The organism is Chlorogloeopsis sp. ULAP01 (assembly GCF_030381805.1).
Classification (GTDB): Bacteria; Cyanobacteriota; Cyanobacteriia; order Cyanobacteriales; family Nostocaceae; genus Chlorogloeopsis.
Window position 1 is genome coordinate 76,644 of the sequence record NZ_JAUDRH010000021.1, and the last position, 25,799, is coordinate 102,442.

At 36.4% G+C, this 25,799-nt stretch carries 21 protein-coding genes and 2 pseudogenes; 7 read left to right on the top strand and 16 right to left on the bottom strand.

Features of this window, described 5'->3' with window-relative positions; all coding sequences use genetic code 11:
- Positions 1-580: 580 nt before the first annotated feature.
- The 7 genes from QUB80_RS32260 to QUB80_RS32290 all read right to left on the bottom strand — a co-directional run bounded on the left by QUB80_RS32260 (position 581) and on the right by QUB80_RS32290 (position 10,577).
- Positions 581-1,408, bottom strand: a complete 828-nt coding sequence (locus tag QUB80_RS32260; protein ID WP_289793536.1) for a class I SAM-dependent methyltransferase — start codon at positions 1,406-1,408, stop codon at positions 581-583.
- Between the two features lie 205 nt (positions 1,409-1,613).
- A complete protein-coding gene (locus QUB80_RS32265; RefSeq protein WP_289793537.1) occupies positions 1,614-2,984 on the bottom strand; it encodes a hypothetical protein in 1,371 nt (456 codons plus the stop codon).
- A gap of 100 nt (positions 2,985-3,084) precedes the next feature.
- On the bottom strand, positions 3,085-4,347 hold the full coding sequence (locus QUB80_RS32270; protein ID WP_289793538.1) for a glycosyltransferase family 2 protein: 1,263 nt from the start codon (positions 4,345-4,347) through the stop codon (positions 3,085-3,087).
- A gap of 362 nt (positions 4,348-4,709) precedes the next feature.
- A complete protein-coding gene (gene glf / locus QUB80_RS32275; RefSeq protein WP_289793539.1) occupies positions 4,710-5,834 on the bottom strand; it encodes a UDP-galactopyranose mutase in 1,125 nt (374 codons plus the stop codon).
- A gap of 66 nt (positions 5,835-5,900) precedes the next feature.
- Positions 5,901-7,058: an MGDG synthase family glycosyltransferase gene (locus QUB80_RS32280; RefSeq protein WP_289793540.1), complete on the bottom strand. Its 1,158-nt coding sequence runs from the start codon at positions 7,056-7,058 to the stop codon at positions 5,901-5,903.
- 164 nt (positions 7,059-7,222) lie between these two features.
- A complete protein-coding gene (locus tag QUB80_RS32285; RefSeq protein WP_289793541.1) occupies positions 7,223-8,863 on the bottom strand; it encodes a cyclic peptide export ABC transporter in 1,641 nt (546 codons plus the stop codon).
- Positions 8,864-9,188: 325 nt separating this feature from the next.
- Entirely contained in the window at positions 9,189-10,577 is a 1,389-nt protein-coding gene (locus tag QUB80_RS32290) for a polysaccharide pyruvyl transferase family protein (RefSeq protein WP_289793542.1), read from the bottom strand.
- A gap of 36 nt (positions 10,578-10,613) precedes the next feature.
- Here QUB80_RS32290 and QUB80_RS32295 point away from each other — a divergent pair.
- A pseudogene (locus QUB80_RS32295) lies at positions 10,614-10,814 on the top strand (ISAzo13-like element transposase-related protein); the annotation flags it as partial.
- A gap of 87 nt (positions 10,815-10,901) precedes the next feature.
- Here QUB80_RS32295 and QUB80_RS32300 read toward each other — a convergent pair.
- The gene (locus QUB80_RS32300; protein WP_289793543.1) at positions 10,902-11,750 is read right to left on the bottom strand and encodes an SDR family NAD(P)-dependent oxidoreductase; all 849 of its coding nucleotides are present in this window, start codon (positions 11,748-11,750) and stop codon (positions 10,902-10,904) included.
- 653 nt (positions 11,751-12,403) lie between these two features.
- Between QUB80_RS32300 and QUB80_RS32305 the strand changes: the two genes are divergently transcribed.
- From QUB80_RS32305 to QUB80_RS32330, 6 genes are all read left to right on the top strand, one after another.
- Entirely contained in the window at positions 12,404-12,550 is a 147-nt protein-coding gene (locus QUB80_RS32305) for a hypothetical protein (RefSeq protein ID WP_289793544.1), read from the top strand.
- A 9-nt stretch (positions 12,551-12,559) separates the two neighbouring features.
- The gene (locus QUB80_RS32310; protein ID WP_289793545.1) at positions 12,560-13,774 is read left to right on the top strand and encodes a glycosyltransferase family 4 protein; all 1,215 of its coding nucleotides are present in this window, start codon (positions 12,560-12,562) and stop codon (positions 13,772-13,774) included.
- A 598-nt stretch (positions 13,775-14,372) separates the two neighbouring features.
- The gene (locus tag QUB80_RS32315) at positions 14,373-14,516 is read left to right on the top strand and encodes a hypothetical protein (protein WP_289793546.1); all 144 of its coding nucleotides are present in this window, start codon (positions 14,373-14,375) and stop codon (positions 14,514-14,516) included.
- A 17-nt stretch (positions 14,517-14,533) separates the two neighbouring features.
- Complete coding sequence (locus QUB80_RS32320) at positions 14,534-14,797, top strand: methyltransferase domain-containing protein (RefSeq protein ID WP_289793547.1); 264 nt, start codon at positions 14,534-14,536, stop codon at positions 14,795-14,797.
- A 392-nt stretch (positions 14,798-15,189) separates the two neighbouring features.
- A complete protein-coding gene (locus tag QUB80_RS32325) occupies positions 15,190-15,339 on the top strand; it encodes a hypothetical protein (RefSeq protein ID WP_289793548.1) in 150 nt (49 codons plus the stop codon).
- A 321-nt stretch (positions 15,340-15,660) separates the two neighbouring features.
- Positions 15,661-15,837: a hypothetical protein gene (locus QUB80_RS32330; RefSeq protein ID WP_289793549.1), complete on the top strand. Its 177-nt coding sequence runs from the start codon at positions 15,661-15,663 to the stop codon at positions 15,835-15,837.
- Positions 15,838-16,160: 323 nt separating this feature from the next.
- On the opposite strand, the gene QUB80_RS32335 is transcribed toward QUB80_RS32330, so the two are convergent.
- From QUB80_RS32335 to QUB80_RS32370, 8 genes and pseudogenes are all read right to left on the bottom strand, one after another.
- The gene (locus QUB80_RS32335) at positions 16,161-16,628 is read right to left on the bottom strand and encodes a DUF2141 domain-containing protein (protein WP_289793550.1); all 468 of its coding nucleotides are present in this window, start codon (positions 16,626-16,628) and stop codon (positions 16,161-16,163) included.
- A gap of 174 nt (positions 16,629-16,802) precedes the next feature.
- The gene (locus QUB80_RS32340; protein WP_289793551.1) at positions 16,803-17,804 is read right to left on the bottom strand and encodes an NAD-dependent epimerase/dehydratase family protein; all 1,002 of its coding nucleotides are present in this window, start codon (positions 17,802-17,804) and stop codon (positions 16,803-16,805) included.
- A gap of 74 nt (positions 17,805-17,878) precedes the next feature.
- Positions 17,879-19,201, bottom strand: a pseudogene (locus QUB80_RS32345) (phthiocerol/phthiodiolone dimycocerosyl transferase family protein); the annotation flags it as partial.
- 67 nt (positions 19,202-19,268) lie between these two features.
- Complete coding sequence (locus QUB80_RS32350; RefSeq protein ID WP_289793552.1) at positions 19,269-20,672, bottom strand: phthiocerol/phthiodiolone dimycocerosyl transferase family protein; 1,404 nt, start codon at positions 20,670-20,672, stop codon at positions 19,269-19,271.
- Between the two features lie 181 nt (positions 20,673-20,853).
- Positions 20,854-22,254, bottom strand: coding sequence for a phthiocerol/phthiodiolone dimycocerosyl transferase family protein (locus QUB80_RS32355; RefSeq protein WP_289793553.1), 1,401 nt, complete (start codon positions 22,252-22,254; stop codon positions 20,854-20,856).
- A 40-nt stretch (positions 22,255-22,294) separates the two neighbouring features.
- A complete protein-coding gene (locus tag QUB80_RS32360) occupies positions 22,295-24,166 on the bottom strand; it encodes a TubC N-terminal docking domain-related protein (RefSeq protein ID WP_289793554.1) in 1,872 nt (623 codons plus the stop codon).
- A 205-nt stretch (positions 24,167-24,371) separates the two neighbouring features.
- Positions 24,372-24,686, bottom strand: a complete 315-nt coding sequence (locus QUB80_RS32365) for a phosphopantetheine-binding protein (RefSeq protein WP_289793588.1) — start codon at positions 24,684-24,686, stop codon at positions 24,372-24,374.
- Positions 24,687-24,749: 63 nt separating this feature from the next.
- A complete protein-coding gene (locus tag QUB80_RS32370) occupies positions 24,750-25,790 on the bottom strand; it encodes a fatty acid desaturase family protein (protein WP_289793555.1) in 1,041 nt (346 codons plus the stop codon).
- Positions 25,791-25,799 lie beyond the last annotated feature (9 nt).

Below are 25,799 nucleotides of genomic sequence, written 5' to 3' on the forward strand. Positions count from 1 at the left end.
AATTTGGCCTCCAGTCGTTTGAAAGGTAAATGATATACCTCTTGTTAAAAGTGGTTGATTGAATCTAAGAATCTACTCAGCTGTTTGATTGTTGACTCCCTGTTCTACTTAGCTATTTTGTTTTCAGTGTGTTTTGTTTTAAATTGCGGGCTATTCCCTTTCAATTGTTTGGTTATGCCAAGGTCAGCACTTTTTGTTTTTTGAGAGTAGAGGAGCCTTTTGTTAAAAAATAATAACCATTAACCTCCCGGTGGGATCAAGGGGGTGTGAGACCTGTTTTTAAGGCTGCCACGAATTTTTAAACTCTTTCGGGATCAAAATGTCAAAATATCATAACAAAAGTCGCAAAAATAGCTACTTTGATAAGTCAGGAATAGAAGTAAATGTCATGATAACATGACATTTCTCAGAATCTCCATTCAAATTGGTACATTGTTTACTCGGATAAAGACTAGAGCCTGTTTTCAAACTATTGCCAGAAGCTTAAAACAAAACGAACTGCCAACTAATTTTTTTCGTTGGCAGTTCACTTAAATAAAACTTTTGACGCAATCACAGGAATTTTTGGTTGGAATTGTCCTCAATCAAAATTTTGGAATTTAACTAGGTGTACTCCAGCCATGCGTTGAAAAGCTGGAAATAATCTCATCAATATCTGTTCCATGCGGGGGAATCTCGTCAAGTATTGGGTGAAGTCTGCTGGAATGTATAGTGAACGATGTAATTGATATCTTGAGTCCCAATCCTCTATTTCCTGGATGTTCTGAATTCCCCACTGAAATCTAGCACTCGTATGCTTGACTGCATCGAATCTATGTCGAACTGCTAGCAAAACTTCGGAGATTGCATCAAATACAATCCAAGAACCGGGAAAATGTTCTGCTAATGTTGCAAATAAAGCCTTTATCTGTTGCTCAGAAAAAAAAAGTAGAACTCCTTCTGCAATAAATAAGATAGGCTTATCTGTTGAGGCTTTGACTGACTCTATCCAATCTGTTTCAAACACTGAAGCTGAAATGAACTGACGGCGATCGCTTTCCTCAAAAAACCTTCTTCTTATTTTCATTGCATCTGGTAAATCTAAATCGAACCAGCGCAGGTTTCCATCATCCAATCGCTCAAATCGAGTATTTAAACCCGCGCCAATTTCTAAAATAGGAGTTTGAGGATGCGTTTGTAGCAACTCGCTAACTATGCGATCAAACGCTTTACCTCGAATACATACTGTAGTTTGAGAGCTTTTCTCCTGAAAGAATTTCTGGAAGTCATAGTCAATCTGAGTAAGGATCTGGGCAGCTCTTGGATCAGTCAGAATAGGATTGAGTTGGTTCAGTTCAACCGCCCGTGCCCATAGCGTAATCAGCAAGGTTTCTTGAATAGTACCTAAGTTGAGAGTTGTCGCATTCATGATGATTCTCTATTGTTTGTGAAATTAGCCAATTGAACTTTTACCATCGAGTAATTGAAACGAGATTTGATAAAGATGGCATTCAATTCATTTAACTTTGTCAGAATCTTTTTAGTTTCACCCTTACGGATACTCTACCTTGAAGCCGCGTGAAGCGCATCTACGGTAGTTGCTTTGTGACGCAAGGCAACAGGAATACACTACCTCACCACGAAGCTTTTGCTTGGCTTCCTTGTAATATGTCAGGGTTCTCTAAACTTCTCTTCTTGATGTTTCGTGACGCGGCAAAGGCGATCGCTAAAACTTTGAATTTGTGAATTGCCGTAGATAAATTTACTTTATCTCTTCTTTTTAACCTTCTCAAAAAATCAATTGGTGCCGTACAAATAGACCAAGGAAATTCATCAGAAACTATTGACTTGATATTATGTTTTCCATAACATAACTTTAAGCCTTGATAACCACTATTCCATCTATATATTTGCTCAACCCAAGCTTTTCTAGGTAATTGATTTATTGTTATTTCTGTCAGACTAGGAGTTCTATTTGTAGAAACAACATTTGTAAATATTTCAGCTGTGAAGTCTGCATATTTCGCTAATATAGTAAGATGAGTATCTTCAATTCTTGTCCCTGGATACCTTTGAGAAATCACAACTATCAAACTGATAAGTGCGTCAATTTTTCCTACTATGCCACCTCCTGTCATCGACTTACAGCCGTTGTATCTACCATGAACGGTATCTAGAAAAAATTGCAGAGGAGGCACCTCTTCATTAAAATTAGGCAGGAGAACTTTACTTCCATCTACAACACCTTTCTGATAAACAGCAAATCTACTTCTTGCTCCTAGAATATCTATTTCTGGTTGCTTTTGTAATTTACTGACTATTAGCATTAAGCCGTTAGATTTCGGCTCTACAAATGCATACTTTTGCTCCACTAAAAACTGAGATTCGGCATCAAAAGTAACTAAAAGTGCAGGCGGTATCCATCCATTCTCAATACTTTTAAGTAGTAACGAGCCATATATATCCCCTAAAATTCGGATTTTCCCTGCTGCATATTCTCCCTGTTTTTGATGAACAACGAATATTCTGTGCTTGGAATATTTGCAATCAATGTTTTTGAAGTAATAGGGTTCTCCTTCACACCTGACATTATCATAAATTTTAGCTGGGATATTATTCGCTAACTTTTCACTAGTATATAGATGGATGACTTGAACATTGTCAAGTAAGCTAAAACGGTCAATAACGCTTGGACATTCAAAGCCATTATTCAAACCGATAATGATATCAGCCATCATCCTGCTTTCAGAGATTTGTGCAATGATTTTAGGGATAGTGTATGGTAGATAATTTTCAGCTCCTTTTGCCGCAGCGACAACTCCCATTATTCTTGTGCTATCAAAAGTATTATTGGTTTTAGCTTTAATCCATTCTCGGCAAGATAAAACACCATCTACGTCTGCTCTCAATCTTATATCTTGTTTTTTACGTAATGAAAGTTTGTATTCTAAATTATTGATTGATAATTCATCTGTAACAAATTGCTTGAGATTACTTAAAAGCATGGCTTGATTCTCCTTGCATTTTCAAATTTTCAGCAACGCAGGATTTTTGTCATTATTTAGCCTTGCTGTAGCGCTAAGAAAAGTCTAGATTGTTTTTTCATTAAACAATTGAAGCTTTACTATCGAGTGGTTTAAGCGAGATTTGATAAGGATGATATTCAAGTAATTTAACGTTGTAAGGATCTTTAATTTGATAGATCACACCACGCCACTCAACATTTCGCGTTAAGAGAGCTAATACTGTTGCAAGCGCAGAAACTAATTGCGCTAACGGAATTGCCAGCAAAATTTTTGCTATAAATTGAAACGAAAAGCTCTTCGTCAGCTCGTCATACCCCCTAACCACTCGTCGTACACTTTGTTCTAAAAGTGCAAGCAACAGAGCCATTGCCAGAATATAACCGATGAACCCACTCCCAATCCAACCTGCGGCAGCAATGTTGCCACTGACTAAGGAAATTAGCAGTAGTCCCATTGCTGTTACAAGAGCAAATGTGGGTGCTAATACCTGGGCAAAAAACAGCATCCATTTCGGGTGATAGAGCCGTGGCATGAGTAATTGGCGTTTAATGAAGCGTAAACATTGAGCTAAATTGCATTCCTCTCGATTGATCATCATAACTGTAGGCACAAATTTCACTTTTAAGCCGACTTTCTGCAAAGCTCTGTGAACTGGGGCATCAACGGAAATGCTTTGTGTCCATGTCTTCAAAAGTTGCGCTTGTCGCAATACTGAGAGATTCATTGCCATGGAACCTCCCCAAGCGTATTTGTAGATATACATGGAGACAACAGATGCTGAATTATATGCATATCGAACTAGTGAACCCCACTGTTTGGTATGCGGCATATACCAACGGTTTCCTGTAGTAGCTCCAATCCTCTTATCCACTAATGGTGCAACTAGCTCGCGCAGCCAGTTTGTATGGGCGATGACATCGGCATCTATAAAAGCCGCTGCCTCGTAAGAATTGTCTAATGCACAGATAGCTTGAACTAGCGCACTGCACTTAAGACTGCAAGTATTGTACCGAGCAATTAAGGGGCTGACTTGGACGTGTGTTACTTTGGCTTGTTGGATCGTTTCGTTGACTATATTCCAGGCTGGATCTTCCTGACTATCAATGACAATGTGCAAGTCGTATTGCGGATAGTTCTGGTAGAGCAGAGCGCGCACACAGTCGGCTAAGAATGGATCGGCTCCTCGCAGGGAAAGGATAACTGCCGCTTTGGGTAACAACTTATCTTGGATAGCCTTTGAGTTTGGTAAACTCAGTGATGATACAAAAGCCAGTGCATAACGCGTCTGCAAAATCACCAAAACTGCCAAAACTCCAAAAATAGCGATCGCTAACTCATTCATCGATTTACCTCCAACTCATTAACTCTACTTGGATGAGGTACAAATACGAATGACAGGAAAATTTTCTTAGTACTCATGTCCATTCATAGAGCAGAACTAAAATTTATAAAACCTTTTCTTTTGCCTTCTGTCTCCTGCCCTCTCAAGAATTAAGGGTACTAAACAACATCAAATTGCTAGTAACACGTCCAGACTAAAATGCTGGGTTGATAAAATCCGCTAAAGCTTTATTACTTGAAATGATAGATATTTATTTATCCAACAAAATAAGCTTGCCGTGCTACTAAACATCGTTGCAATCCCAATCCTCGTAGTCATCAGTGGAGCAGATAGTTGGGTAGTAGCTCAATTACTCCTAGTCATTACTGACCCGCTATGTGCTTCTCAAACAGACCAAGTGCTCGTACTACTACTTGATCCATGTCATAGTACTTATAATCTGCAAGTCGCCCTGCAAACAACACTGTACCGTTAAGTTTTTCCACTTCTTTTATATAAAGGTCAAGACGCTCGCGATTTTCCTCATTCAAAATGGGGTAATATGGGTCATTTTTTCCTGGGACATAAGCTTGGGGATACTCCATAACTAAGGTAGTTTTGGGTGAGGTTTGTCCTGACAAATACTTCTGCTCAGTAATGCGAGTAATATCATAGTCGTCGGGGTAGTTGACGGTTCCAACCTCTTGATACCTCTCTTGGTCTAAAGTTTCAAACTGAAAGCTTAGGCTGCGATATGGTAAATCGCCATACATATAATCAAAGAAAGTATCGATCGGCCCGGTGCAGAGTATTCGGTTAAACGTCACATCATTAATCATTTCACGGTAGTCTGTATTGAGAAGCACCTTAATATTGGGGTGAGCTAGCATTTTACGGAACATTTCTGTATAGCCAAGCTTGGGCATAGCTTGGTAAGGGTCTTGAAAATAGCGGTTATCTCTACTGATATAAACTGGAACACGCCCTGTGACTGCTCGATCTAGCTCCTCTGGTTTTACTCCCCACTGCTTCATTGTGTAGCGAAGGAAGACATTTTCATAAATGTAATTAGCTAGAAATGTTAAATCACCACTAGCGCTCTCTCGCAGTTTTAAAATCGGTACTTTCACCCCAAAACCAAAGTTTTCTAGAAGTAAATTCTCTAGTTTTTCTGCATATTTTGGAGGAAAAAGAGCATAGAGAGAATTAAGATTAAAAGGAATAGGAACTTTCTTTCCTTCTACTACTCCCAGAACATGGTGATAGTAATATCTCCACTGGGTAAAATTCGAGAGGTAGTCCCAAACTTTTTTCGACTTAGTGTGAAATATGTGTGGCCCGTACTTATGAACAAGAATGCCATGCTCATTGTAGTAATCATAAGCGTTACCACCAATATGATCGCGTTTCTCGACAATTAGTACTCTTTGTCCAAGCTCATTAGCAACTCGTTCTGCGATTACGCAAGCAGAATATCCAGCACCTATAATCAGCCAATCGAACTTCATATAAATTCTCCTTTAAGGCGGGGTTTCCCTGGAGCTAAAGTTCTAGACGACTCGACTGCAAATTTATTAACGATGGTATAAACTCGTCGTTGCCAACAACGGTGATTTAGTTTGTTCAAGGATTTTTTCAAAAATATCAACAGCTTCAAATACAGCTTGATTTTTGTAAAATTTAACATTAGCTTGATAGCGAGCAAAGTTTTCAGGCTGGATTAGTTCTGCTACAGCTTTGTTAATATTATGAAAATTCTCAACTACAATACCAAACTCATTATTCGTAAGCCATTCAGTGGTAGCACGCTCCTGAAAAAGTGTGATGGTATTGCATTCTGTAATTACTGGTAAATTCCTTGCTACAGCTTCACTGATACCAACACTACCTGGTTTCCCAATGAAAAAATCGGATAAGTGCATATAGTAGGGAATTTGACTGGTAAAAGTTTCAACTAACTTTGGTAAGCGACTTTGACTATTTCGTAAATCTCTTGCTAGCTTTTCATTGCGCCCACATACAAATATAAGTTGGAGCTTCAGTGACGACTGCTCCAGACATTTAGCAATCTCTATCATTTCCTTTGAAGCATGACTTCCGAACATAACTAAGCCAGTGGGTAAATCTGGCTCTAGTCCCAGACGTAGTCTCTCAATCTGGCGATCAACAGTAATAGGCTCATTAAAACGAGGATGAATAATTACTCCTGAGGTACGGAAAATTCTCTGCTCTGAATAATTGAAAGATTGTGCCTGTTTAACTGCTCGTTCCGAAGGACAAATAAGGAATTGCTCTTGTGGCTCTATCCAGAAGTTAGGAGGACAGTCGGCAAAATCTGTCATCACAGTAACGAAAGGGACGTCTGGCAGTTCTGCCCGTAAACTTTCGCAAAGAACTCGATTCACATTTGGGAGCAATGAAATTACGATGTCAGGCTTATGCTGACGCCAATAGTTTTGAAGAAGATTTCGCCAAGCAGAATGATGAAGGTGAATTTGCAACCTGAACAAAGGATTTAATAGAGGATCATTAATAATTTTTGCCCACTTCTTTTGAAGTACAAATTTGTTGTATACATACTGGGGCAGACTCGTTCCAAATATTTCTTTAAAAACCTCTACAGTTTGGACTTCCCATGGTAATTTTCGCTTTTCGATAACTTCTTTCAAAGCATTGGCAGTGCTACGGTGACCTGCACCCATGTCATGGAACATAAAATATACTTTTTTCATCTGATTTATCTCTCCTCTAGATATTGTGGTTGACTTGTCTATCTCTTCTCTCAATCTTCTACCTTGTTTTTCACGTAATGATTTTTTCTGAAATGTTGTTTAAAAAATCAGAGTGTACAAACGGTTTTAGATGATTTAAAAACATTTTTTGTCTTCCTCATACATCAAATTTTAATTAATGCAGGATTTTTGTCATATTTCACTTTGCCGTATTCCAGCTTGACTATCCGGTCTGCAATGTGAAAATATCGATCATCGTGGCTAATAACTAATACGGTTTTGCCTCTACTTTTTAGTTCTGGTAAAAGTTGTGTGTAGAATATTTCCTTAAAGACAGGATCTTGATCTGAAGCCCATTCATCAAACATATAAATGGGGCGATCTTCTAAATAGGTAGTGAGTAGAGCAAGGCGCTTGCGCTGTCCTTGAGAAAGGTTTGTGGTAGAAAGCACCCCATTGTTGACCTTAACTTTATGATCAAGTTGTAGTTGGACAAGATAGTTTTGAGTTTGAGCATCTAGGTCGTTACTATCCAAACCAAGTAAACGCTCAAAAAGATAGAAGTCAGAAAATACGACTGAAAATTGCTGGCGATACCACTCTCTATTGTGATTGTCGATCAGCTTCCTATCTAAATAAATTTCTCCAGCTTCAGGTATATAAAGACCAGAAATCAATTTAGCGAGTGTGGACTTACCACTACCATTACCTCCGACTATAAAAACTAATTCTCCCGGATTGAATTTTAAGTTAATAGGGCCAAGAATAAAGTTTGTCTCCTCTCGTTCTTGATAATAGCTATGGGTAACGTTCACTAATTCTAGACACTGCCAAAATTTTTCTGAGGGAAGTGCTGCAACAGAGGTAGTTTCGTTTGAATTGTTAGGCAATGAAAGACCCAGAGACTCAACTTTTTTTAATGCCACTAATGCTCTGGCTATAGTAGGCAGCATACTCATTATGTGCTCTAACGGTGACATCATATAGATGATAGTTAGGGCATAAGCAGATAAAATTGCGGGATGAATCTTTGTTAAAGAAGGTAGAAAAAATAAAAGCAAACCAATAGCGACAAAAAATAGAATTTGTCCCCAGCTGGCAGCAGCCGCAAAAACACTCATACCAATAACGTTATGACGACGGTATGATAGGGCAGTAGTGCGAAGGTCTTCTTTAAGAAATGATTGCCGTCGCTGGCGATGCAGTTTCAGTTCCTTTGTGCCTTGAGTTATAGCGCAGAAATGATTAAATAACCTATCTTCCTGTTCGCGAGCCAATTTCAGTAAAGACATGGCTTTCATCATGGGTAGTAAATAGCTGAATATTCCCAAGAACAGAAAGCAAACACCGACAAAGAACACAGTGTCAGAGAGCCAACCAAGATAGATCAAGCAAGCAATCACAATGGCTGTGTTTATACAGAAAAAGGGAATAATAAAAACTGTGCTGGAGATTGTTCGGATATCTTCAGTGAGGGCAGCAAGAAGACGATAAGCCCCAACTTGTTCTAACTGACGTAAGGGAGAAGCAAGAATACGGCGGCTTAACAGCATCCGCAGGTCGAGAATCGCTTTTTCTGAAAGATGGATAAGCAAAACTTGAGAAGCGAAATTAGCAATAAGCCGCACCAGACACAGAGTAGTAAAGCTCCAAATTAACGTATTAGTCGATGGTTGATTTTGACTCAATGTGGCATTAATTAGGGCAATCAGACCAGCAGCACAGCCGCCACTAAGGATGCCAGCTAATACAGCAAGGCTGAGGAGAAGAGCAGAAGTGCGTAAAAGAAGGCGGAAAAGGTTCATGGTTTCTCTTCAAAAGCCAAAGGTTTAAATAGCGGTGATGCGAGTAACAAGCCAATTGCAAGCATATAGCTGGCTTATTTGCTCACAACTAGGATTGAGGCACCAAAGCGCGGTTAAGAAATTCATGGATTGCTACACGAGAAATTCCTCATATAATCCCTGCCGAACCAATTCAACTGATTGGTTAGTCACTTCAGTAATTGAGTTAACTAAACGGTTGTTATCATCAAGTGCTTGTAGGAAAGGAGAAGGAAAACTGGCAGTTAGGGGGACAGATAACTTCGTCTTAAACCCGGTTTTGCTTCTGGGTCATGTAACTGATTTACTACTTGCTTACCCCGGAAAGTGACACAAGAGGGATGTTATTCAGTAAACTTTTATATGCACTCAAGTATTCTGATGTCATCTCTTGATATAGATGTTTTACTTTGTCTTCTACGAGGCCTTGCTTTAAAACCTTTGCAAAATCCAAACCTTCAACTAAATTTTCCACTGCCAATTTATCAATTGACCAAACTATTGAGTCCTTACTCAGTAGTTTCATAACCCCTGTTATTTTTTGCCGATAGTACTCTCCCGAATAAACACTGATCGTAGGAATACTCAACAAAGTCAAAATAACATTGAAATGATATGCAAAACCTAACCCTACATCGGCTTTTGCCAATTTTTCAAGAAAACTAGTCCATCCATCTTCATAAGGATCGTGAATAACTAAATTCTCATAGAAATATTTATCAAATATTTCTATTAAATTGCGATCATCAGGTCCTGGTTTTCTCCCAAAGCAAAAATATTCAATTTTAGAATTTTGATTTTCTATTAATTTCATATAATTTTCCAGATTTTCCTTTATTAATGAATAATCATGATCGGGAAAATTTTTAAGATTAAGCGCAATTATATTGTTATAATTTTGCTGATTTATATTAGCTTGATTTTTCAAATTTTCAAGATAAGGTAAAAGTAGGATAACGTCATCACCCAGTACTTTTTTATATATATCAACATTTAAATCCTCAAGTAGCTCCAAAGACTCATTCTCTCTAACAAATAAATAATCAAATCTTTTAGCGATAAAATTGAACATTTTTCGAGCTAGGTTATTATTAAAAGGTCCTAAACCTAATCCCGTACCAATAATTTTTAAACCAGGATTTAACGTTTTTGCTAAAAAGATATTAAAAAATTCAGCAATAAGAGACAATCGCCATTTATCGGTAAAGTAACCTCCTCCTATGTAATGAATTAAATCTAGATTTTCTACAAAGCTAAAATAGACTGTAAGAAATAAAGCTTTCCGGAAAAATTTATACAATATTAAATCTATAACGATAATAATTAAATTAAGAAAAGCAAATATACAATAACCTAAAAATTGTAGTTTTTTTGATGCTCCTTCTTCAAACATATTTTTGCCAATTTCATGCGGAGGTGGAACTTTTAGAGGCAAATGAATTTTTTCAAATATTCGATTTAGGCGTTGACGAACTACATCTGGAAACTCTATAGAGTATTGTAATTTTATTTGGCTATCAAATTTAATTTCTGCTAATGATTCGCTCTTCTTCTCTATGTAAATATTTACGTTTTTACTTGTAAATCCTAATTCTTTAGTTAAAAACTCTAGGATTGAAATAAGAAGTAAGTCATCACCAAAATTGTTTAAATTATAAAATCCTCTCAAATTGATGTTTTTCTTTTCATTCATCATAAAACTCCTTTAATTTGAGAAAATATAAGCCTAGCTTTAACTAGCTTGCAAGTCGTAATTAATTTAATTCGCAATACTACCACTCAACAAGGATTACTAGTAGAAGCGAGTTTAGATAAATATCGCTACCCAACAGGTATGAAAGTTACAGACCAAGAGTTTAATGCTATTGCAATTGAGCGTAACTCTTTTCGTGGTGAATGGAATTATGTAATTAAACCCAGAATTACTACTTAATTATGCAAATTATTTTTACATGAGTCCTTATCATCAAGTGCTTGTAGGAAAATTACCTTAATAATTTTCCTAGTAAAACTGTGAATATCAAGCACGGTTATATTGATTTTTTGCAAAATTTTCTGCACGCATTTGGTTAAGTCTAGCTACAGCAATCCAACGGTAAACCGCATCTACAAATTGTGGGGCAACTTGTCCAATACCAAACATTACTTTGGTCAAAAATTCTGCGATCGCACTTTCATTGATAATTACTTCGGCTTTGTTTTTCTGAATAGCTTTAATGACTGCTTTTGCTACTTCTTCTGGTTTTGACGTACCCGCTAATGTGGGAATAGGCAAGCCACTATCAACAGTCATCCCTGTTTCAGAGATATATCCTGGACATATTGCTGAGAAATTTATACCAGTGCTAGCTAATTCCTGGCGTAGAGAATCAGTCCACATAATCAAACCAGCTTTGCTTGCTGAGTAGATACTGTTGTAAGGAACTCCTTTTTTACCAGCTAAAGAAGAAATATTAACAATATGACCACTATTCCGCTCCAACATAGTTGGCAATAACAAACGGGTTAATTCCATTGCAGCTAGTAGATTCGTTGTCAATACTGATTGGAGATCCTTCAGAGAATAATTGGCGAAAGATTGATAAATTTCTACTCCAGTATTATTAATTAAAATATCAACTGGGCTGACTGTGTTATTAATATGCTGTATTAGCACTGATAACTGTTCAACGTTTGTGATATCAAAAGTAAAACCAATAAATTTACCACCTAAAGATTTGACTTCATCACGTGTTTTATTCAGCCCAGTCTTGGAGCGAGAAATACCAATTATGGTTGCTTGCTCTTTTGCTAAGGCATGGGCTATATGAACTCCTAGACCGCGTGAGGCACCAGTTAAAAGTACTGTTTTATTTGCGATAATTGTCATGGTAAATTACCTGCTTAAACTCAGATAAAATGCAAACTGAATCTTGTACAATAAACAATGAATACTCCTAATTCATTAATTCTTTGTACAACTGATGAATTGGGTTCACAAGTTAGTATTAACTAGGTCTAAACTATTCAAATTCTGTCAAGCTTTTGAGCCAAAAGTCAGTATTGCTCATACTAATTTGAAAGGACTAGCTTCTTACATTTTCAAGCTTCATCCCGTCAAGGTGGGTTGATACGCATATTATGCTACTAAGATACTAGACTGCAACTCATATGCAACATTTTTTCAATCCACATTCCACGTCTTCAGATTGATTATTAAGAATTTAGTTATGAACTTAAATATAATCAAGAAAGAAGAAGCTAACGGGATTTGTGGGCTGGCTCAAAAGTCCTATCGAGAAAAAAGGTAGGTGCGACTTTACAGCTTACTTGCTCAGTTATACCTACAGTATTAGTACTTTAGCCCATGTTCCAAGAGCGAACTAGGATAAACTTCGCTTAGAACTGCTGGTGTCTTTTAACAGAAAAATAAATCCACTTTGAATATATTACATATGAGTTTCATTTAAGTTGCATATAAGTTGCAATTTAGTATCTCTTCAACATAATATGTGAATCAATTCAACTGAACGAGACGCAACTATGTACAACTATAGAAATATAGGAAGCTTAGGTTGCTTTAGCGTTGGTTTAGGTACGATCGCAGAGTTAATTTTGGGTTTTGGTGGAATTAGACAAGAAGAATCTTTAATCAACAAACATCTTTTTGACAAAGAGAGATATATTTAGAGAAAAGCAATGAAAATAGGTTATTGGTTAGGCGATTTAAGTATACATAATGGTGGCATTGCTCCCTACAGTTGGCGTCTTCTTGAAATTTTGTTAAGTCAAAGTAAATTTCAAGAACTTAATATTCTAGTTTTATGCTCTGCTGAACTAGAGAAAAATTGTCTTGATCTGATTAACAAATATCAAGCTAAAGCAAAGCCATATTTAATTCCATACAAATCTAGTTTTATTGGGATAGCAATTAGTCAATTGGCTAACCTTCTCTCTCAATTATTAGTCAAATTAAATATTTCTAATCAAGGAGTTAAGTATATTGACCCCTTGTTTCTCTGGTTTGCATCCTTAGATATTGACTTACTTCATGTGCCTTATCAGGTTCCACCATACTATAATTTACCCTATCCATTGACTGTAACTATGCATGATGTTCAGGAATTACACTATCCTGAATTTTTTACTCCTCAAGAGCGGGTTTGGAGGGCAGAGCATTATTGGAAATCACTTGAAAAATCTAGTGCTATTATTGTTTCTTTTAACCATGTAAAGCAAGATCTGATTAAATACTTCCGGCTAGATGATAATAAAATCCATATTTCTCCCCTACCTTATCAAAAAATGTATCTGCAGCCTCCCACTTCTGAAGAACAGTTAATCTATCAGAATAAATATGCTAAATGGGATAGTTTTTTACTTTATCCTGCCCAAACTTGGCAACATAAAAATCATTTATCCTTAATTAAAGCAGTAGAATACATTAAAGAAAATTTTGGTAGATTGATACACATTTTATGCACTGGAAAGAAAAACTCAAGATTTTTTCCAGTGATAGAAAATTATTTAGAAAAATCTGATGTTGCTGACCAAATCCATTTTTTGGATATTGTGCCTGAAACTGAATTATACTGGCTATACAAAAACTGTTCGTTAGTTGTAATCCCAACATTATATGAAGCGGGGTGCTTGCCGCTTCTAGAAGCTATGTCTTTGGAAACTCCAGTTATATGTTCTTCTGTAACTTCTATTCCCGAAATTATTGACGATTCACGTTTTATTTTTAATCCTCTTGACATTAATCAAATCGCTAACTTAATTTTACAGATGCTAGATAACTCTGAGCTTCGCACTGATAACATAGTAAATAGTGGAAAACGAATCAGTGAGCTTCATCAAATAGATTCTGCTGCTGAGTTAATAAAAGTCTATCAAAAAGTTTTATCTCCCTAATATATTTATGTCTTAATATGTCGTATAACAAACTATCAATTTAAAAACTTACTCAATAAAGATTTTTAGGGAAATTTTCATGTTTGTAAAACTACTGAGTCACAAATAGCATACTAAAGGTAATCAAAAAAAATCATCACAATATTAACCATGAGTAGTTTAGATGGCAGCTGAAGAGTAAATACATTACCCTTACTCAATTCGCTCATAACTTTTAGACTATCTTAGTGTGCGCTGGCGATCGCACTTTAGTAATGGGTAAACCAAAACTGGAGCCACCTATATTGTCAGAGCGATCGCTATTCACTCTCTAGAAGCAATGGAAAATCTTTGTTTGATGTTTAGGTGCTATGCGACAGCTATATCTACTGCCACTGAATTGGGTTATTAGATAGTGAAGTTTATTGGCTGAGAGAATTCATATTATACGCTGTTTTAATCAAATTCCGATTGCTTGTCGTTAATTAAGGTGTATTGGATAGCATTATTTATGACGTCCAAAAATCAAGTCATAATATTTAATTACAACGTCTGTTGTCCCATCTCTGGGAAGTCAATGTATCCAGTCTTTGCAGAGACTATTTTAGAAAAGTACTAGGTGACTTACTACTTCTGTGAAGAAAGTGGTTTACTAAAAACAGAAAAACCGTATTGGTTAGATGAGGCATATCAGGAAGCTATTGCCGATACTGATACAGGTCTTGTGAGACGAAATATCTCTAATTTAATTGTACTTTTTTAGAGCCTATTCTTCAGTGTATGTTCAACGGCAAAGGTAAATTCTTGGATGTATCTGGTGGTTATGGTCTATTAACCAGGTTAATGCGAGATATTGGGTTTGATTGTTATACAACCGATAAATACTGTCAGAACCTATTTGCGAAAGCCTTTGAACCAACCGATAAATTCGAGGCAGATGCTCTATTTGCTTTTGAAGTACTCGAACATATTGAAAATCCTCTCAAATTCTTAAGTAAAATATTCATGAAATCTGGCTGCAAAACGCTGATTTTCAGCACTTAAACATTTAATACTAAAATACCACCAATTTCTTGGTGGTACTATTCGTTTGAGTCTGGACAGCACATAACTTTTTATCAACCACGCATACTTGCTCTTTTGGCAAAATCCTTGGGATGTAACTATTACATCATAAGTCCGAACTCACACATTATTACTGATATTCAAATATCAAAATGCAAATGCCTTCTTTTCAGCAATTACTTAGGTTTAGGTAGGCTGTACGCTTTTTATGTAAGTTGTAAGCGAAAGGGACTGAGTAAGACATGGGAAGACTATTTGCTAATGAAAGAAACAGTAAAATCGAAGCTAGCAGAACGCCAAACCTGACCGTCATTTCCTCCTTGCTCATAAATTGAAGCATTTCTATAGGTTACCGCTAGCAGGAAAATACTATGAATATAAATCTTCGTTTAAAAAATGAAGAGATTCAAAGATACTTTGATGCTGCGATCGCTGCTTCAGAGCTAGTTTATCTGAAGCTTCAATACTCTTTGGAGCAGCAGAGCTTTTTGAAACGAGAAAAACTTGTAGTAAGAGTTTAAATGTAAGGTTTATGTAACTTGATACATAACGTGTTTTTTCTCTTGTGGTGGCAGATTGAGAATACTATATCAGATACTAAAAAATTAACTTTGTCTTGCACTCAAGAAATAAAACACATTTAGTAAGTGTTTTAAATAGAAGGGGTGGAACAGTCATGCTCCACTCCTTTTAAACCTAATATCTACTGTATTTAAAAAGCCTTGCTTAAGTCGTAATATCTCTAATAATTTTCGTTGCACAAAAATAGCATTTAAATTTACAAAATAGTATTTTTATATAATTATTTATTTAGAGAATAACTTTATCTCGGAGAAGCAATCATGTTAAACACCAAGCAAAAATTACGTCGTCAAACAACGCAATCAGTTGCTCAAAAGTTCCAATCTCAATCTTTTGAGATATTAACAGAGAGCGAAGCAAAGAAAGTAACTGGTGGCTTTACGTTTAAGTTTCTACCTTTTGAATTAGTTACCAGTTTGATAGAGATTGAATTTTAAAATAATTATAGAGCCATAACAACCTTATGCTTAATTTAAAACATTAAGCATAGCAAGCTCTTATTTTAAATTTTCTTCTTTGCCAGTGGTATTTCTATCACTGGCTTTTTATTTTATTTATCTAAACTTATAAAACTAAAGATATCAAAAAATCATGTTAATGTCTTGCTTTGTCTTAATAGTTTTTTCAACTAAACTGAAAAGCCTCACTCTTAGTGGGGGTGAGGTTGAGGGTGATGTTTTATTTTTTTAATTTTGAGCCACTTACGAGGAACTTTGACATCAATAATTATTTTATTTGGAGATTATAGTCAAAGTTAATTTTATGGATCAAGTGAATATTTCATATTAATTTTAATCGTTGTATCGTTTTTTAATGAAAAACTAGCATCTTGAAATTTTGGTATTCCCTTTAGCATTGATACAGTTGGATTTTTGGAAATACCAAAACCTTCTTGAGGAATACCTAAAAAATCTCTGTTTAAATTGTAATCTCCATTTTGATCGTCTACTACAGCGACAGCATAAGTTCCTGGCTTTAGTCCGTTGAATTCCTTTTTTACAGAACTTCCTTGAATTTTAACGCAGCCACTTTTTACTTCACTAGTATCGCTTAAAGGAAATCCGCGTTCATTACCATATATTCTCAAGCAAATCTGTCCTTTTTGATTACGGATACCATCGACTACAACAGTTAATTTTACAGTAGATTTTGGATTAGCTGTTGCCAAGTTAAAAACTGCTAAGTTAGAAAACAGAAAAAGACTAAAGAGAGTTAATTTATTGAACATAATTCTGAATACAAATTGTAGTTTGTACTAGTTACATAAGACTTAATTTTTTTCAAAAATATTAAATTAAGTCCATTTGATTAATCATTAAAAAACTTACAATTACTCTGCATTAAAGGTGATTATGGTATTTCAACAGAAATTATATAAGCTCAAATACCCTTTATTTGGCTATTACACCAATTGTTTAATATCAGTTTTTTGTAGCCATTCCTGTGTGCGTCGCATTCCCTCTTCTAAGTCAATTTTTGGTTCATAATTTAAAATTCTTTGTGCCTTGGCAATAGAATATGCATAAGGTCGTGAGAGAAAGTCTATAGTTTCTGGTAGAAGGTCGGGTTTTTTGCGAAAAAGTTTTTGTCCTTGTTCACGTACTCTAATAAATAATTTGGCTTCCTCTTTTGGTAGAGAAAAGGGTACAGGTAAATTTGCTATTTTTGCTAGATATGTAAAATATTCTTTCCAAGAAGTATTTTGTCCATCAGTTATGTTAAATATTTCTCCATATGCTTCTTTTTCAATGGCAAGAAAGATAGCATCAATTAGGTTGTCAATATATACATGGTTGCTGATTCCCTGTCCATCATTAATCAATGCAAATAATTTTTGATGCATCATCACAACTGGTCGCACTACCCAGGGAATACTTCCTGGGCCATAAACATCTCCCGGTCTAATAATAATAATTCCAAAATTTGGCAGGTCATGAAGTTGTAAGAGTGCTTCTTCGGCTTCTATTTTCGTTTGGCATAAAGGATTATTCTCACCACGTAGTGGCCCTTCTTCTGTTACGTGATCGGGATAGTTGAAACCGTAAACCATAGCACTAGAGAGATGGGTGAAGATTTTGACACCAGCGCTCTTGGCAGCTTTAGCCATGTTAATAGTTCCACCAACATTGACCTCACGAAAATGCTTCAATGAGCCACTTTCTTGGGCAATACCAGCTGTATGTAAAACGATGTCTACTTCCTGACAAGCTTTAGAAGCGATCGCAGGATCGGTAACACTACCAATAATAATTTCGGCACCCAGCTTTTGAGCTTTTTTGGCTTTTTCTGCGGAACGTGCCAGTCCCCGAACTTTGATTCCTCGTGCTATGGCTAGCTCGGCAGTTCGTAAACCGATAAATCCACTAATTCCTGAGATAAGAAGTGTTTGTTCAGATAAGTTCATAAAAATTACTCACTTTTAAGGTGTTCAAATGAAAATTTCTATACAAAGATGCATAGCAGATTATTTAATACCTAATTGCCAAAGGTTAATTGTTGGTTATTACTGGCTTCAATAATATAGGTAAGGACATTATTCACAAGAATTTCTACTGTTTCTTGACTGATAGCAGGCTCAGAAAACATGAAATTCAAAAACATTTTTGACTCAAAAGTTAGAACTGCAACACGTAAACCTTGAAATGCTGCGATGGAAGTAACAAAACTAATTTCTTCTAGCTCAAGTAAACCATAATTTGCAGGAATATTTACTATACCGACATTCGTGATACCTACAGTTGAAACAGCCTGATAAGGGAAAGCAAGAAGAAAATTGATTAAAAACTTAGTAATTAGTGGTAAACAGAAGATGCGCTCACTTGCTATTGTTGCTTCCATTTGTTCTTTTCGATTCCGAGCCAAATCCCAAAAGGATGTATTGATTTTGAGAATATGAAATGAAATATCACCCGAAACTAATACGCTCAAATGCTCATTACTAACTTCTGGTTTAAGACGATTACGTATATTGATTGTTGACCAACAACTAACACCTATATTTGTCTTATTACCACTAGTAATTTTTCTGGCAGTTGCAAATAACATTGCTGCACATAAAGCAGCATATACTGTTGTTTGATTCTGCCGACAAGCATTTAGTAACTGTCTGGTTTGCTCTGTATTCAGAGTTCTATGAACCAAACCTGTACGCCGTGCTTCAATTGGTAAAAATTTTTCAAGTTTCAAAGTTTGTGGACGATACCAAATCTTTTTTAAGAAATGTCTGCATACCGCTAAAAATATATTAACTGTACCTTTCCAACCTTGCATCGAAGCCGGAAGAAGATTTCCTATTGGTGGCATTGCAGGTAAAGGAGCAACTTCTATTGGTTCAAAAGACGTAATTTTTTGACAATAGCTTAATAGTTCCGAATGCAATTGAATGCATGATAAGCCATCTGCGATCGCATGATGAATTGTCGTAATCAAATAATTGAGATTATTTTGATTTTGAACTCGAACCAATACGACTCGCAGTAAACTTTCGTGGCTATCAATTTTTTGATTGAGTTCTTCTAGTGCAACTTCTTGCCACTGTTGTTGCTCACGCTTTTCCACAACGCGTAAAGGAATCTCAACTGTTGCGGTTTCAAAGCGCAGACTATTTAGCCTGCCTACAATCCGGCAGTTTAGACGAGGATGGCGTGTTTGTAGTACTTCCAGAGCTTGTCTGAGAATTTCTTCACTAAATATTCCCTTGATTCGACAAGTTGTAACTATGTTATATGTTGTAGCACGGCGATTCAAAATCTCCATTGCTTGCTCGAAAGTAGAAAGTTTCCTGTCGTAAAGATAAAGCATAAGTAGATTGATATTTAAAAAGACAGGGGCTAGAAAGGCTGAATTTGTTATCAACTAAATCTTTTCATCAATCTTGTTTAGATACTCGACGAGCAGTTCTTAAAGCACTTTTTGAAAGTGAAGTCGATTGATACTCAGGAATGGCAATCATTTGATCAGCAAAGGTAAATTTTTTATTTTTGCTAGCCTCAACAATACAAGTAAAGACATTATCCACAAGGACTTCTGCTGTTTCCTGACTAATTGCAGGCTCAGAAAACATGAAATTCAAAAACATTTTTGACTCAAAAGTCAGAACTGCAACACACAAACCCCTAAATGCGGCATTACCAGTAACAAAACTAATTTCTTCTAGTTCAAATAAATCATAATTTGAAGGAATATTTACTACACCTATATTGGTGACACCTATTGTTGAAAATACTTGATGAGGAAAAGCGAGAAGGAAATTGATCAAAAACTTGGTGATCAGTGGTAAACAGAAGACACGATCGCCTGCTATTGATGCTTCCATTTGTTGTTTTCGATTGCGAGCCAAATCCCAAAAGGATGTATTTATTCTGAGGGTATGACATGAGATATCACCAGAAACTAGCACACCCAAATGCTCATGACTAACTTCTGGTTTCAGACGATTGCGTATGTTGATTGGTGACCAACAACTGACACCTAAATTTGTTTTACTACCAGCAGTAATTTTTCTGGCTGATGCAAACACCATCGCCGCACATAAAGCAGAATGCACCGTAGTCTGATTCTGCCTACAAGCATTTAGCAACTGTCTGGTTTGCTCTATATTCAACGTTCTGTGAACTAAACCAGTACGACGTGCTTCAATAGGTAAGAATTTTTCAAACTTTAATGTTTTTGGTCGATACCAAATATCTTTGAATAAAAGCCTTGATATTGCTAAAAATATATTTACCGCACCTTTCCACCCTTGCATCGAAGCTGGAAGAAGATTTCCTATCGGTGGCAGTACAGGTAAAGGAGCAACTTCTATTGGTTCAAAAGATGCAATTTTTTGACAATATCTCAACAGTTCTGAATGCAGTTGAATGCATGATAAGCCGTCTGCGATCGCGTGATGAATTGTTGTAATTAAATAATTGAGGTTTTTTTCTGTTTTGATGCGAACCAGTACAACTCGCATCAAACTTTTGTGACTCTCAATTTTTTGATTAAGTTCTTCTAATGCAACTTCTTGCCACTGTTGATGCTCATACTTTTCCACAACGCGTACAGGAATATGGATAACTCCAGTTTCAAAACGTAGGCTATTTAACTTACCGACAATCCGGCAGTTTAGACGAGGGTGACGTGCTTGTAGCACCTCAAGAGCTTGTCTGAAAATTTCCTCACTAAAGATTCCCTTAATTCGACAAATTGTGACTATGTTGTATGTTGTAGCACGGCGATTCAAAATCTCCATTGCTTGCTCGAAAGCAGAAAGTTTCCTGTTGTAAGGCATAAATACCTTCATATTAAAAGTTAACTAAACTCAGCTCATGAAGCTACCTACTATCAACTTCACCTTGCATATTCAGTACTAAACAAACATCTGTAAGCTTGCAAAAAAGGTGCAGAAATCCTCTTTCGCAGAGCGCGTCTTTAATTACTAAATCGACTTTGGTTTATATTCAGAAAAATTTTTACTTATAGCGTTTAGAGACTTGATGAGCAAAAGTACTTCTAGAAGATGAGGCTGAATGATAGGGTGAGATCGCACTCATTTGATCGGCAAAAGTAAATTTTTTGTTGTTGCTAGCCTTAACAATACAGGCAAGGACATTATCTGCAAGAATTTCCGCAACTTCCTGACTGATAGCAGGTTCAGAAAACATGAAATTCAAAAACATTTTTGACTCAAAAGTCAGAACTGCAACACACAAACCTCCAAATGCTCCCCATGCAGGAACAAAGCTAATTTCTTCTAGTTCAAATAAGCCATAATCTGAAGGAATATCGACTCTACCTATATTGGTGACACCTACTGTGCCAAACATCTGACGAGGGTAAGCGAGAAGAAAATCGGTAAACAGCTTAATTAACAACGCTGAACAGAAGATGCGATCGCTTTCTAGAGTTGCTTTTATTTGTTGTCTGCTGTTACGAGCTAAATCCCAAAAGGATGTATTTGTTCTGAGGGTATGGCATGAGATGTCACCAGAAACCAATACACCCAAGTGGTGATCGCTAATCTCTGGTTTGAGACGATTACGCAGATTAATATTTGACCAACAGCTGACGTTTAAATTTGTTTTCTTGCCACCAGTGATTTTTCTACCTGCTGCAAACAACATCGCCGCACATAAAGCAGTATGTACAGTTGTCTGATTTTGTCTACAAGCATTTATTAACTGTCCGGTTTGCTCTGTATTGAGCGTTCTGTGAACCATGCCAGAACAGCGCGATTCTATAGGTACGAATTGTTCAAATTTTAAAGTTTTTGGTCGATACCAAATCTCTGTTACCAAATGCCTGCATACGGTTGAGAATATATTTAATGCACCTTTCCATCCTTGCATCGAAGTTGGCAGAAGCTTTTCTATCGATGGCAGTACAGGTAAAGTGGCAACTTCTATTGGTTCAAAAGATGCAATTTTTTGACAATATCTCAACAGTTCTGAATGCAGTTGAATGCATGATAAGCCGTCTGCGATCGCGTGATGAATTGTTGTAATTAAATAATTGAGGTTTTTTTCTGTTTTGATCTGAACCAGGACAACCCGCATCAAACTTTTGTGACTCTCAATTTTTTGATTGAGTTCTTCTAATGCAACTTCTTGCCACTGTTGATGCTCATACTTTTCCACAACGCGTACAGGAATATGGATAACTCCAGTTTCAAAACGCAGACTATTTAACTTACCGACAATCCGGCAGTTTAGACGAGGGTGACGTGCTTGTAGCACCTCAAGAGCTTGTCTGAGAATTACTTCACTAAAGATTCCCTTAATTCGACAAGTCGTAACTATGTTGTATGCGCTAGCACGACGATTAACTACTTCTATAACTTGCTCTAAAGGAGAAAGTTTTCTGTCATATAACATAACTGCTATGTTTTATATTGTGGTTTGCATCCAATTCAAATTAACGATTGTCTAATTTTGCTTTTAAAGAAGTAAAATGTTTACCACCAAGTTCAATTTGTCCTTCTGCACACCCAGTCTTTAATCTTTCTACTAGATATTCCAAATCACGAGCAATGAAATTTGTGCCATGATCTGGCTCGATTAAACTTACCAAGGCTATATTTTCTACCTGTTGACTCGTCAAGCTAGAAATACCCAAAAAATTGAATACTCCTGATTCATACGTTCCACAAGGAACTGAGGGATTTTTAACACCAACACAGTATTCATTTTGTTGAAACCATTCTAATGCTGGGTAACCATGAAAATGAACAATTGGCGCACCATTTCTAATCAGTTCTGGTGTATATAAAGCAGCAGATAAGCTAATAGCAAGCATGACGTAGATATCGTAGGAAGGTTTAATATCTACTAACTCTGGATTAATATTTTGTGGTAATTGAAGAAATAACTTTTCTTTCAAACCAATCCGGATGATATCACTTTCAAGCTTTAAATCTGTTTTGTTCGAGCCAGAACGAGAGCTAACTATCCAGATATCTGGTATTTGCTTAAATAAATATTCTCCTTTAACCTTGGTTTTGATATAAAACCGACCTTTTTCATTTTGACGGAGTTCATTACTATGAAATCCTGTTACAGGTAATAAACTTTGCCACTCATGTTCACTTATTTCTGGTTCACCAACATATTGTGGAGGTTCAGCATAAGCAACAAAACCATAAGAAACACCTGTTCTGCCATTCACTATGACATTCACAATATCTCTATGGGATTTTCTTTTGATCACTTCATAAAGCTTAAAACCTGGAGGAAACAGACCAGTGCAAGCCAACTCATTACCTAATTTCACTAATTTTGCAGCATAGCTCGATTCATGAGGATGATACTGTCCTAGCTCAAATCGACTTAGTAAAAGCGGATATATTGGCACAAATACTTTAGGAATTAGTGAGTTAGTAACAAAGTTTTCTATCTCACTTCTCGGAAACACAGAATCGGAAAGATTCATATTTAAGATGGAAATTTTTTCCTCAGATACTCCAATCACCATCTCTGAAAATGTTCTGATTAAAGTATTTAAACCTATCTTTATTTTTTGTTGATAAGGAAGTAAAGGGTTGACAAATTCCTGATCTAGTTTTGTCAGGGTGATTACCTGAGTATTTGTAGGGTCTTCAATGTACTTGGCTGTATGGTCTTCAGCCCAACTACTTAATTTAGCTATTCTGGAAACAGAGACTTCTCGATTTTTCCAAAGCAAAGATGAATAGATTTGATATAAATTCTCTGCTACACATATACCTAATTTTCTTAATAAGAACGGGGGGTTCTCTACATCAATAACTGCATCAATTTCTGCTTTGACATTTTTGATTTTGATAGTTTTCTTTAAGCTAGTTTTAGGTAGACTAATTAAATAGTTAAACTCTGTTGTTGCTTCTTCCCAAGGTAAAACTTTTACACCATAATCCTTGAGCTTAGTTGCCAATTCTTCTCGAAATTTAATGATTTCTATCTGCTCGTAGCCTTTAGGTAAAGGTCTAAATGTTACTGTTAGCTTTTGAGCCATCACTTGAGGGTCAATCACTGGTGGCTGATATTCCACATTTGAGTGTTTAACAAATCCCCCAATTAAACGACCGATAGTTTGTAAACTTAGTCCAATGCTCAAAGGAACACAAGCGGCTTTAGCTGCTAGATCTTGAGCACGTAACAATGCTAAGATTTCTGCTTTATAGGCACTTAGCTCTGCCTGCATTTCTGGTGTGATTACCCCTTTAGGAGAACGAATATTAAGTTTGTCATTATCTACCCAAATTTGAACACCTTTTTGAGTAAGGTCTTCCAAAAGTTCAGATGTATTCATAGTTCTAGCATCTCCTCCGCTGAATATTTTTATCTAGTTTGAGAAATAGGTTTTCTAGTGAAAGATTGTGTTGTGGACAAATTATAGTTACCTCAAAAGAGAATTAAGCTTTGTGGAGAAAAAGATAACTAATGTTTGCGCCACAACTTATTCTGAAATACTTGAACTAACCTAAAATCACGAGCAAAAATGTGTGAGCGCTGATTCAAAATTCAAAAGTCTCTGACTCTGAATCTACAAAGTCTTCTGCTAAACGCTTGCTCAGTGCTTCAATAGTAGGGTAATGCCACAATAAAATCAAAGATAACTTAAATCCAAGTAATTTTTCTGCTCTACTTGCAAGAACCATGCCTTGTGCTGAATCCAAGCCATAACTGTCTAAAGGTTCTCGAATATCTATTTCATCAGGTTCAATTCCTAGCATCTCGGAAATATTAGAGACTAACCAGGCTTGTATTGCTTCAGGTGTGTAAGACCGTTTTACGGTTGAAATAGGTGAATTATGAATATGTGAGTGCATTTGTAAACCCTCTAAAGTTAAAGAAGTTTGGATAATAAAAATTGCATTTAAAGCTTGAGACATTTAAATCGAGTTTCCAGAAATTTCTCTAAGCAAGAAAGACTTGATTTGTTCAGGTTTAGAGTAATATTGCATATTTTTCAAGCTCATTAAGCAACGAAAAAAACCTGTAGCTACTGCATAGGGTTGTTCGTACTTCGTAGCTTCAAAAATATCAGGTAGATATTGGTGAGATAGATAAGGATAGCGATGATGTACCTGTTGATAATTAATATGGCTCCACAGCCAATTTATGAAAGGGTTAGTTAGAATTACCCAACTGTCAACCTGTAAGCGATCGCCTTGAAGATTCTCAAACTCATCTTCTGCGTCTGCTTCGTGCTCAAGGCTTTTTTGTATGGCAGGTGAAACAGCAGCAGCAAAAGCATAATGATCGCACAAGGCACGAAATGAATATACTGGTGGTGCTAACACAAAGGTGGGAATGACTGTATACCAAGGGGAAATCCCTAATATTGGTAGCAGGTAAAAATAGAAAGCTACAGCCAAACTCACAAAACTAATATCTTTTAAACCTCGAAATACCTTATTCCACTTACCTGAAAATAAAGCTGCTGCTACTATTTTGTAGTGTTCATAAAGAGCGATCGCTCCTCCCATCATAAATGCATACCAAAAGGGATGATTATGCAATTTTTCCTCAGGATCTAAACCAGGCTGATGAGTATAACGATGATGGGTCAAATGAAACTTTCGATTGGCATAAAAAGGGAGCATCACAACTAAAGCAGATAATGTCCCACCCCACAAATCATTCCAAAACTTGCTTTTGAATAGCACCCCATGGATACCTTCGTGTGCCAACACACCTATACCCGTTAACAGCAAGCTGTTAAATACTGCAAAAACCATCACAAATGCCCACTTCACAACCAGATACATCAGTTGAGGATGAGCAAAGAAGTAGGTGTCAATAGCAGTCACACCCATCTGCGCTAAAGTAAAAGAGCTGACTAGCAGGCTAATGAACAAAACTGATTTGAACAGATTTTTTGTTTGGGGAATTATCTGTTCAGCTGGTTTAGGAATTTTGAAGCCCTTCATAAGTCAATA

Excerpts from the sequence above, each read along its gene's own strand:
- QUB80_RS32270 (WP_289793538.1), bottom strand. The coding sequence starts at position 4,347 with ATGAATGAGTTAGCGATCGCTATTTTTGGAGTTTTGGCAGTTTTGGTG.
- QUB80_RS32300 (WP_289793543.1), bottom strand. The coding sequence starts at position 11,750 with ATGACAATTATCGCAAATAAAACAGTACTTTTAACTGGTGCCTCACGC.
- QUB80_RS32330 (WP_289793549.1), top strand. The coding sequence starts at position 15,661 with ATGTTAAACACCAAGCAAAAATTACGTCGTCAAACAACGCAATCAGTT.
- QUB80_RS32370 (WP_289793555.1), bottom strand. The coding sequence starts at position 25,790 with ATGAAGGGCTTCAAAATTCCTAAACCAGCTGAACAGATAATTCCCCAA.
- QUB80_RS32280 (WP_289793540.1), bottom strand. The coding sequence starts at position 7,058 with ATGAAAAAAGTATATTTTATGTTCCATGACATGGGTGCAGGTCACCGT.
- QUB80_RS32285 (WP_289793541.1), bottom strand. The coding sequence starts at position 8,863 with ATGAACCTTTTCCGCCTTCTTTTACGCACTTCTGCTCTTCTCCTCAGC.
- QUB80_RS32355 (WP_289793553.1), bottom strand. The coding sequence starts at position 22,254 with ATGTTATATGACAGAAAACTTTCTCCTTTAGAGCAAGTTATAGAAGTA.
- QUB80_RS32350 (WP_289793552.1), bottom strand. The coding sequence starts at position 20,672 with ATGCCTTACAACAGGAAACTTTCTGCTTTCGAGCAAGCAATGGAGATT.
- QUB80_RS32310 (WP_289793545.1), top strand. The coding sequence starts at position 12,560 with ATGAAAATAGGTTATTGGTTAGGCGATTTAAGTATACATAATGGTGGC.
- QUB80_RS32360 (WP_289793554.1), bottom strand. The coding sequence starts at position 24,166 with ATGAATACATCTGAACTTTTGGAAGACCTTACTCAAAAAGGTGTTCAA.
- QUB80_RS32265 (WP_289793537.1), bottom strand. The coding sequence starts at position 2,984 with ATGCTTTTAAGTAATCTCAAGCAATTTGTTACAGATGAATTATCAATC.
- QUB80_RS32335 (WP_289793550.1), bottom strand. The coding sequence starts at position 16,628 with ATGTTCAATAAATTAACTCTCTTTAGTCTTTTTCTGTTTTCTAACTTA.
- QUB80_RS32290 (WP_289793542.1), bottom strand. The coding sequence starts at position 10,577 with ATGATGAATGAAAAGAAAAACATCAATTTGAGAGGATTTTATAATTTA.
- QUB80_RS32365 (WP_289793588.1), bottom strand. The coding sequence starts at position 24,686 with ATGCACTCACATATTCATAATTCACCTATTTCAACCGTAAAACGGTCT.
- QUB80_RS32340 (WP_289793551.1), bottom strand. The coding sequence starts at position 17,804 with ATGAACTTATCTGAACAAACACTTCTTATCTCAGGAATTAGTGGATTT.
- glf (WP_289793539.1), bottom strand. The coding sequence starts at position 5,834 with ATGAAGTTCGATTGGCTGATTATAGGTGCTGGATATTCTGCTTGCGTA.
- QUB80_RS32305 (WP_289793544.1), top strand. The coding sequence starts at position 12,404 with ATGTACAACTATAGAAATATAGGAAGCTTAGGTTGCTTTAGCGTTGGT.
- QUB80_RS32260 (WP_289793536.1), bottom strand. The coding sequence starts at position 1,408 with ATGAATGCGACAACTCTCAACTTAGGTACTATTCAAGAAACCTTGCTG.
- QUB80_RS32325 (WP_289793548.1), top strand. The coding sequence starts at position 15,190 with ATGAATATAAATCTTCGTTTAAAAAATGAAGAGATTCAAAGATACTTT.
- QUB80_RS32320 (WP_289793547.1), top strand. The coding sequence starts at position 14,534 with ATGTTCAACGGCAAAGGTAAATTCTTGGATGTATCTGGTGGTTATGGT.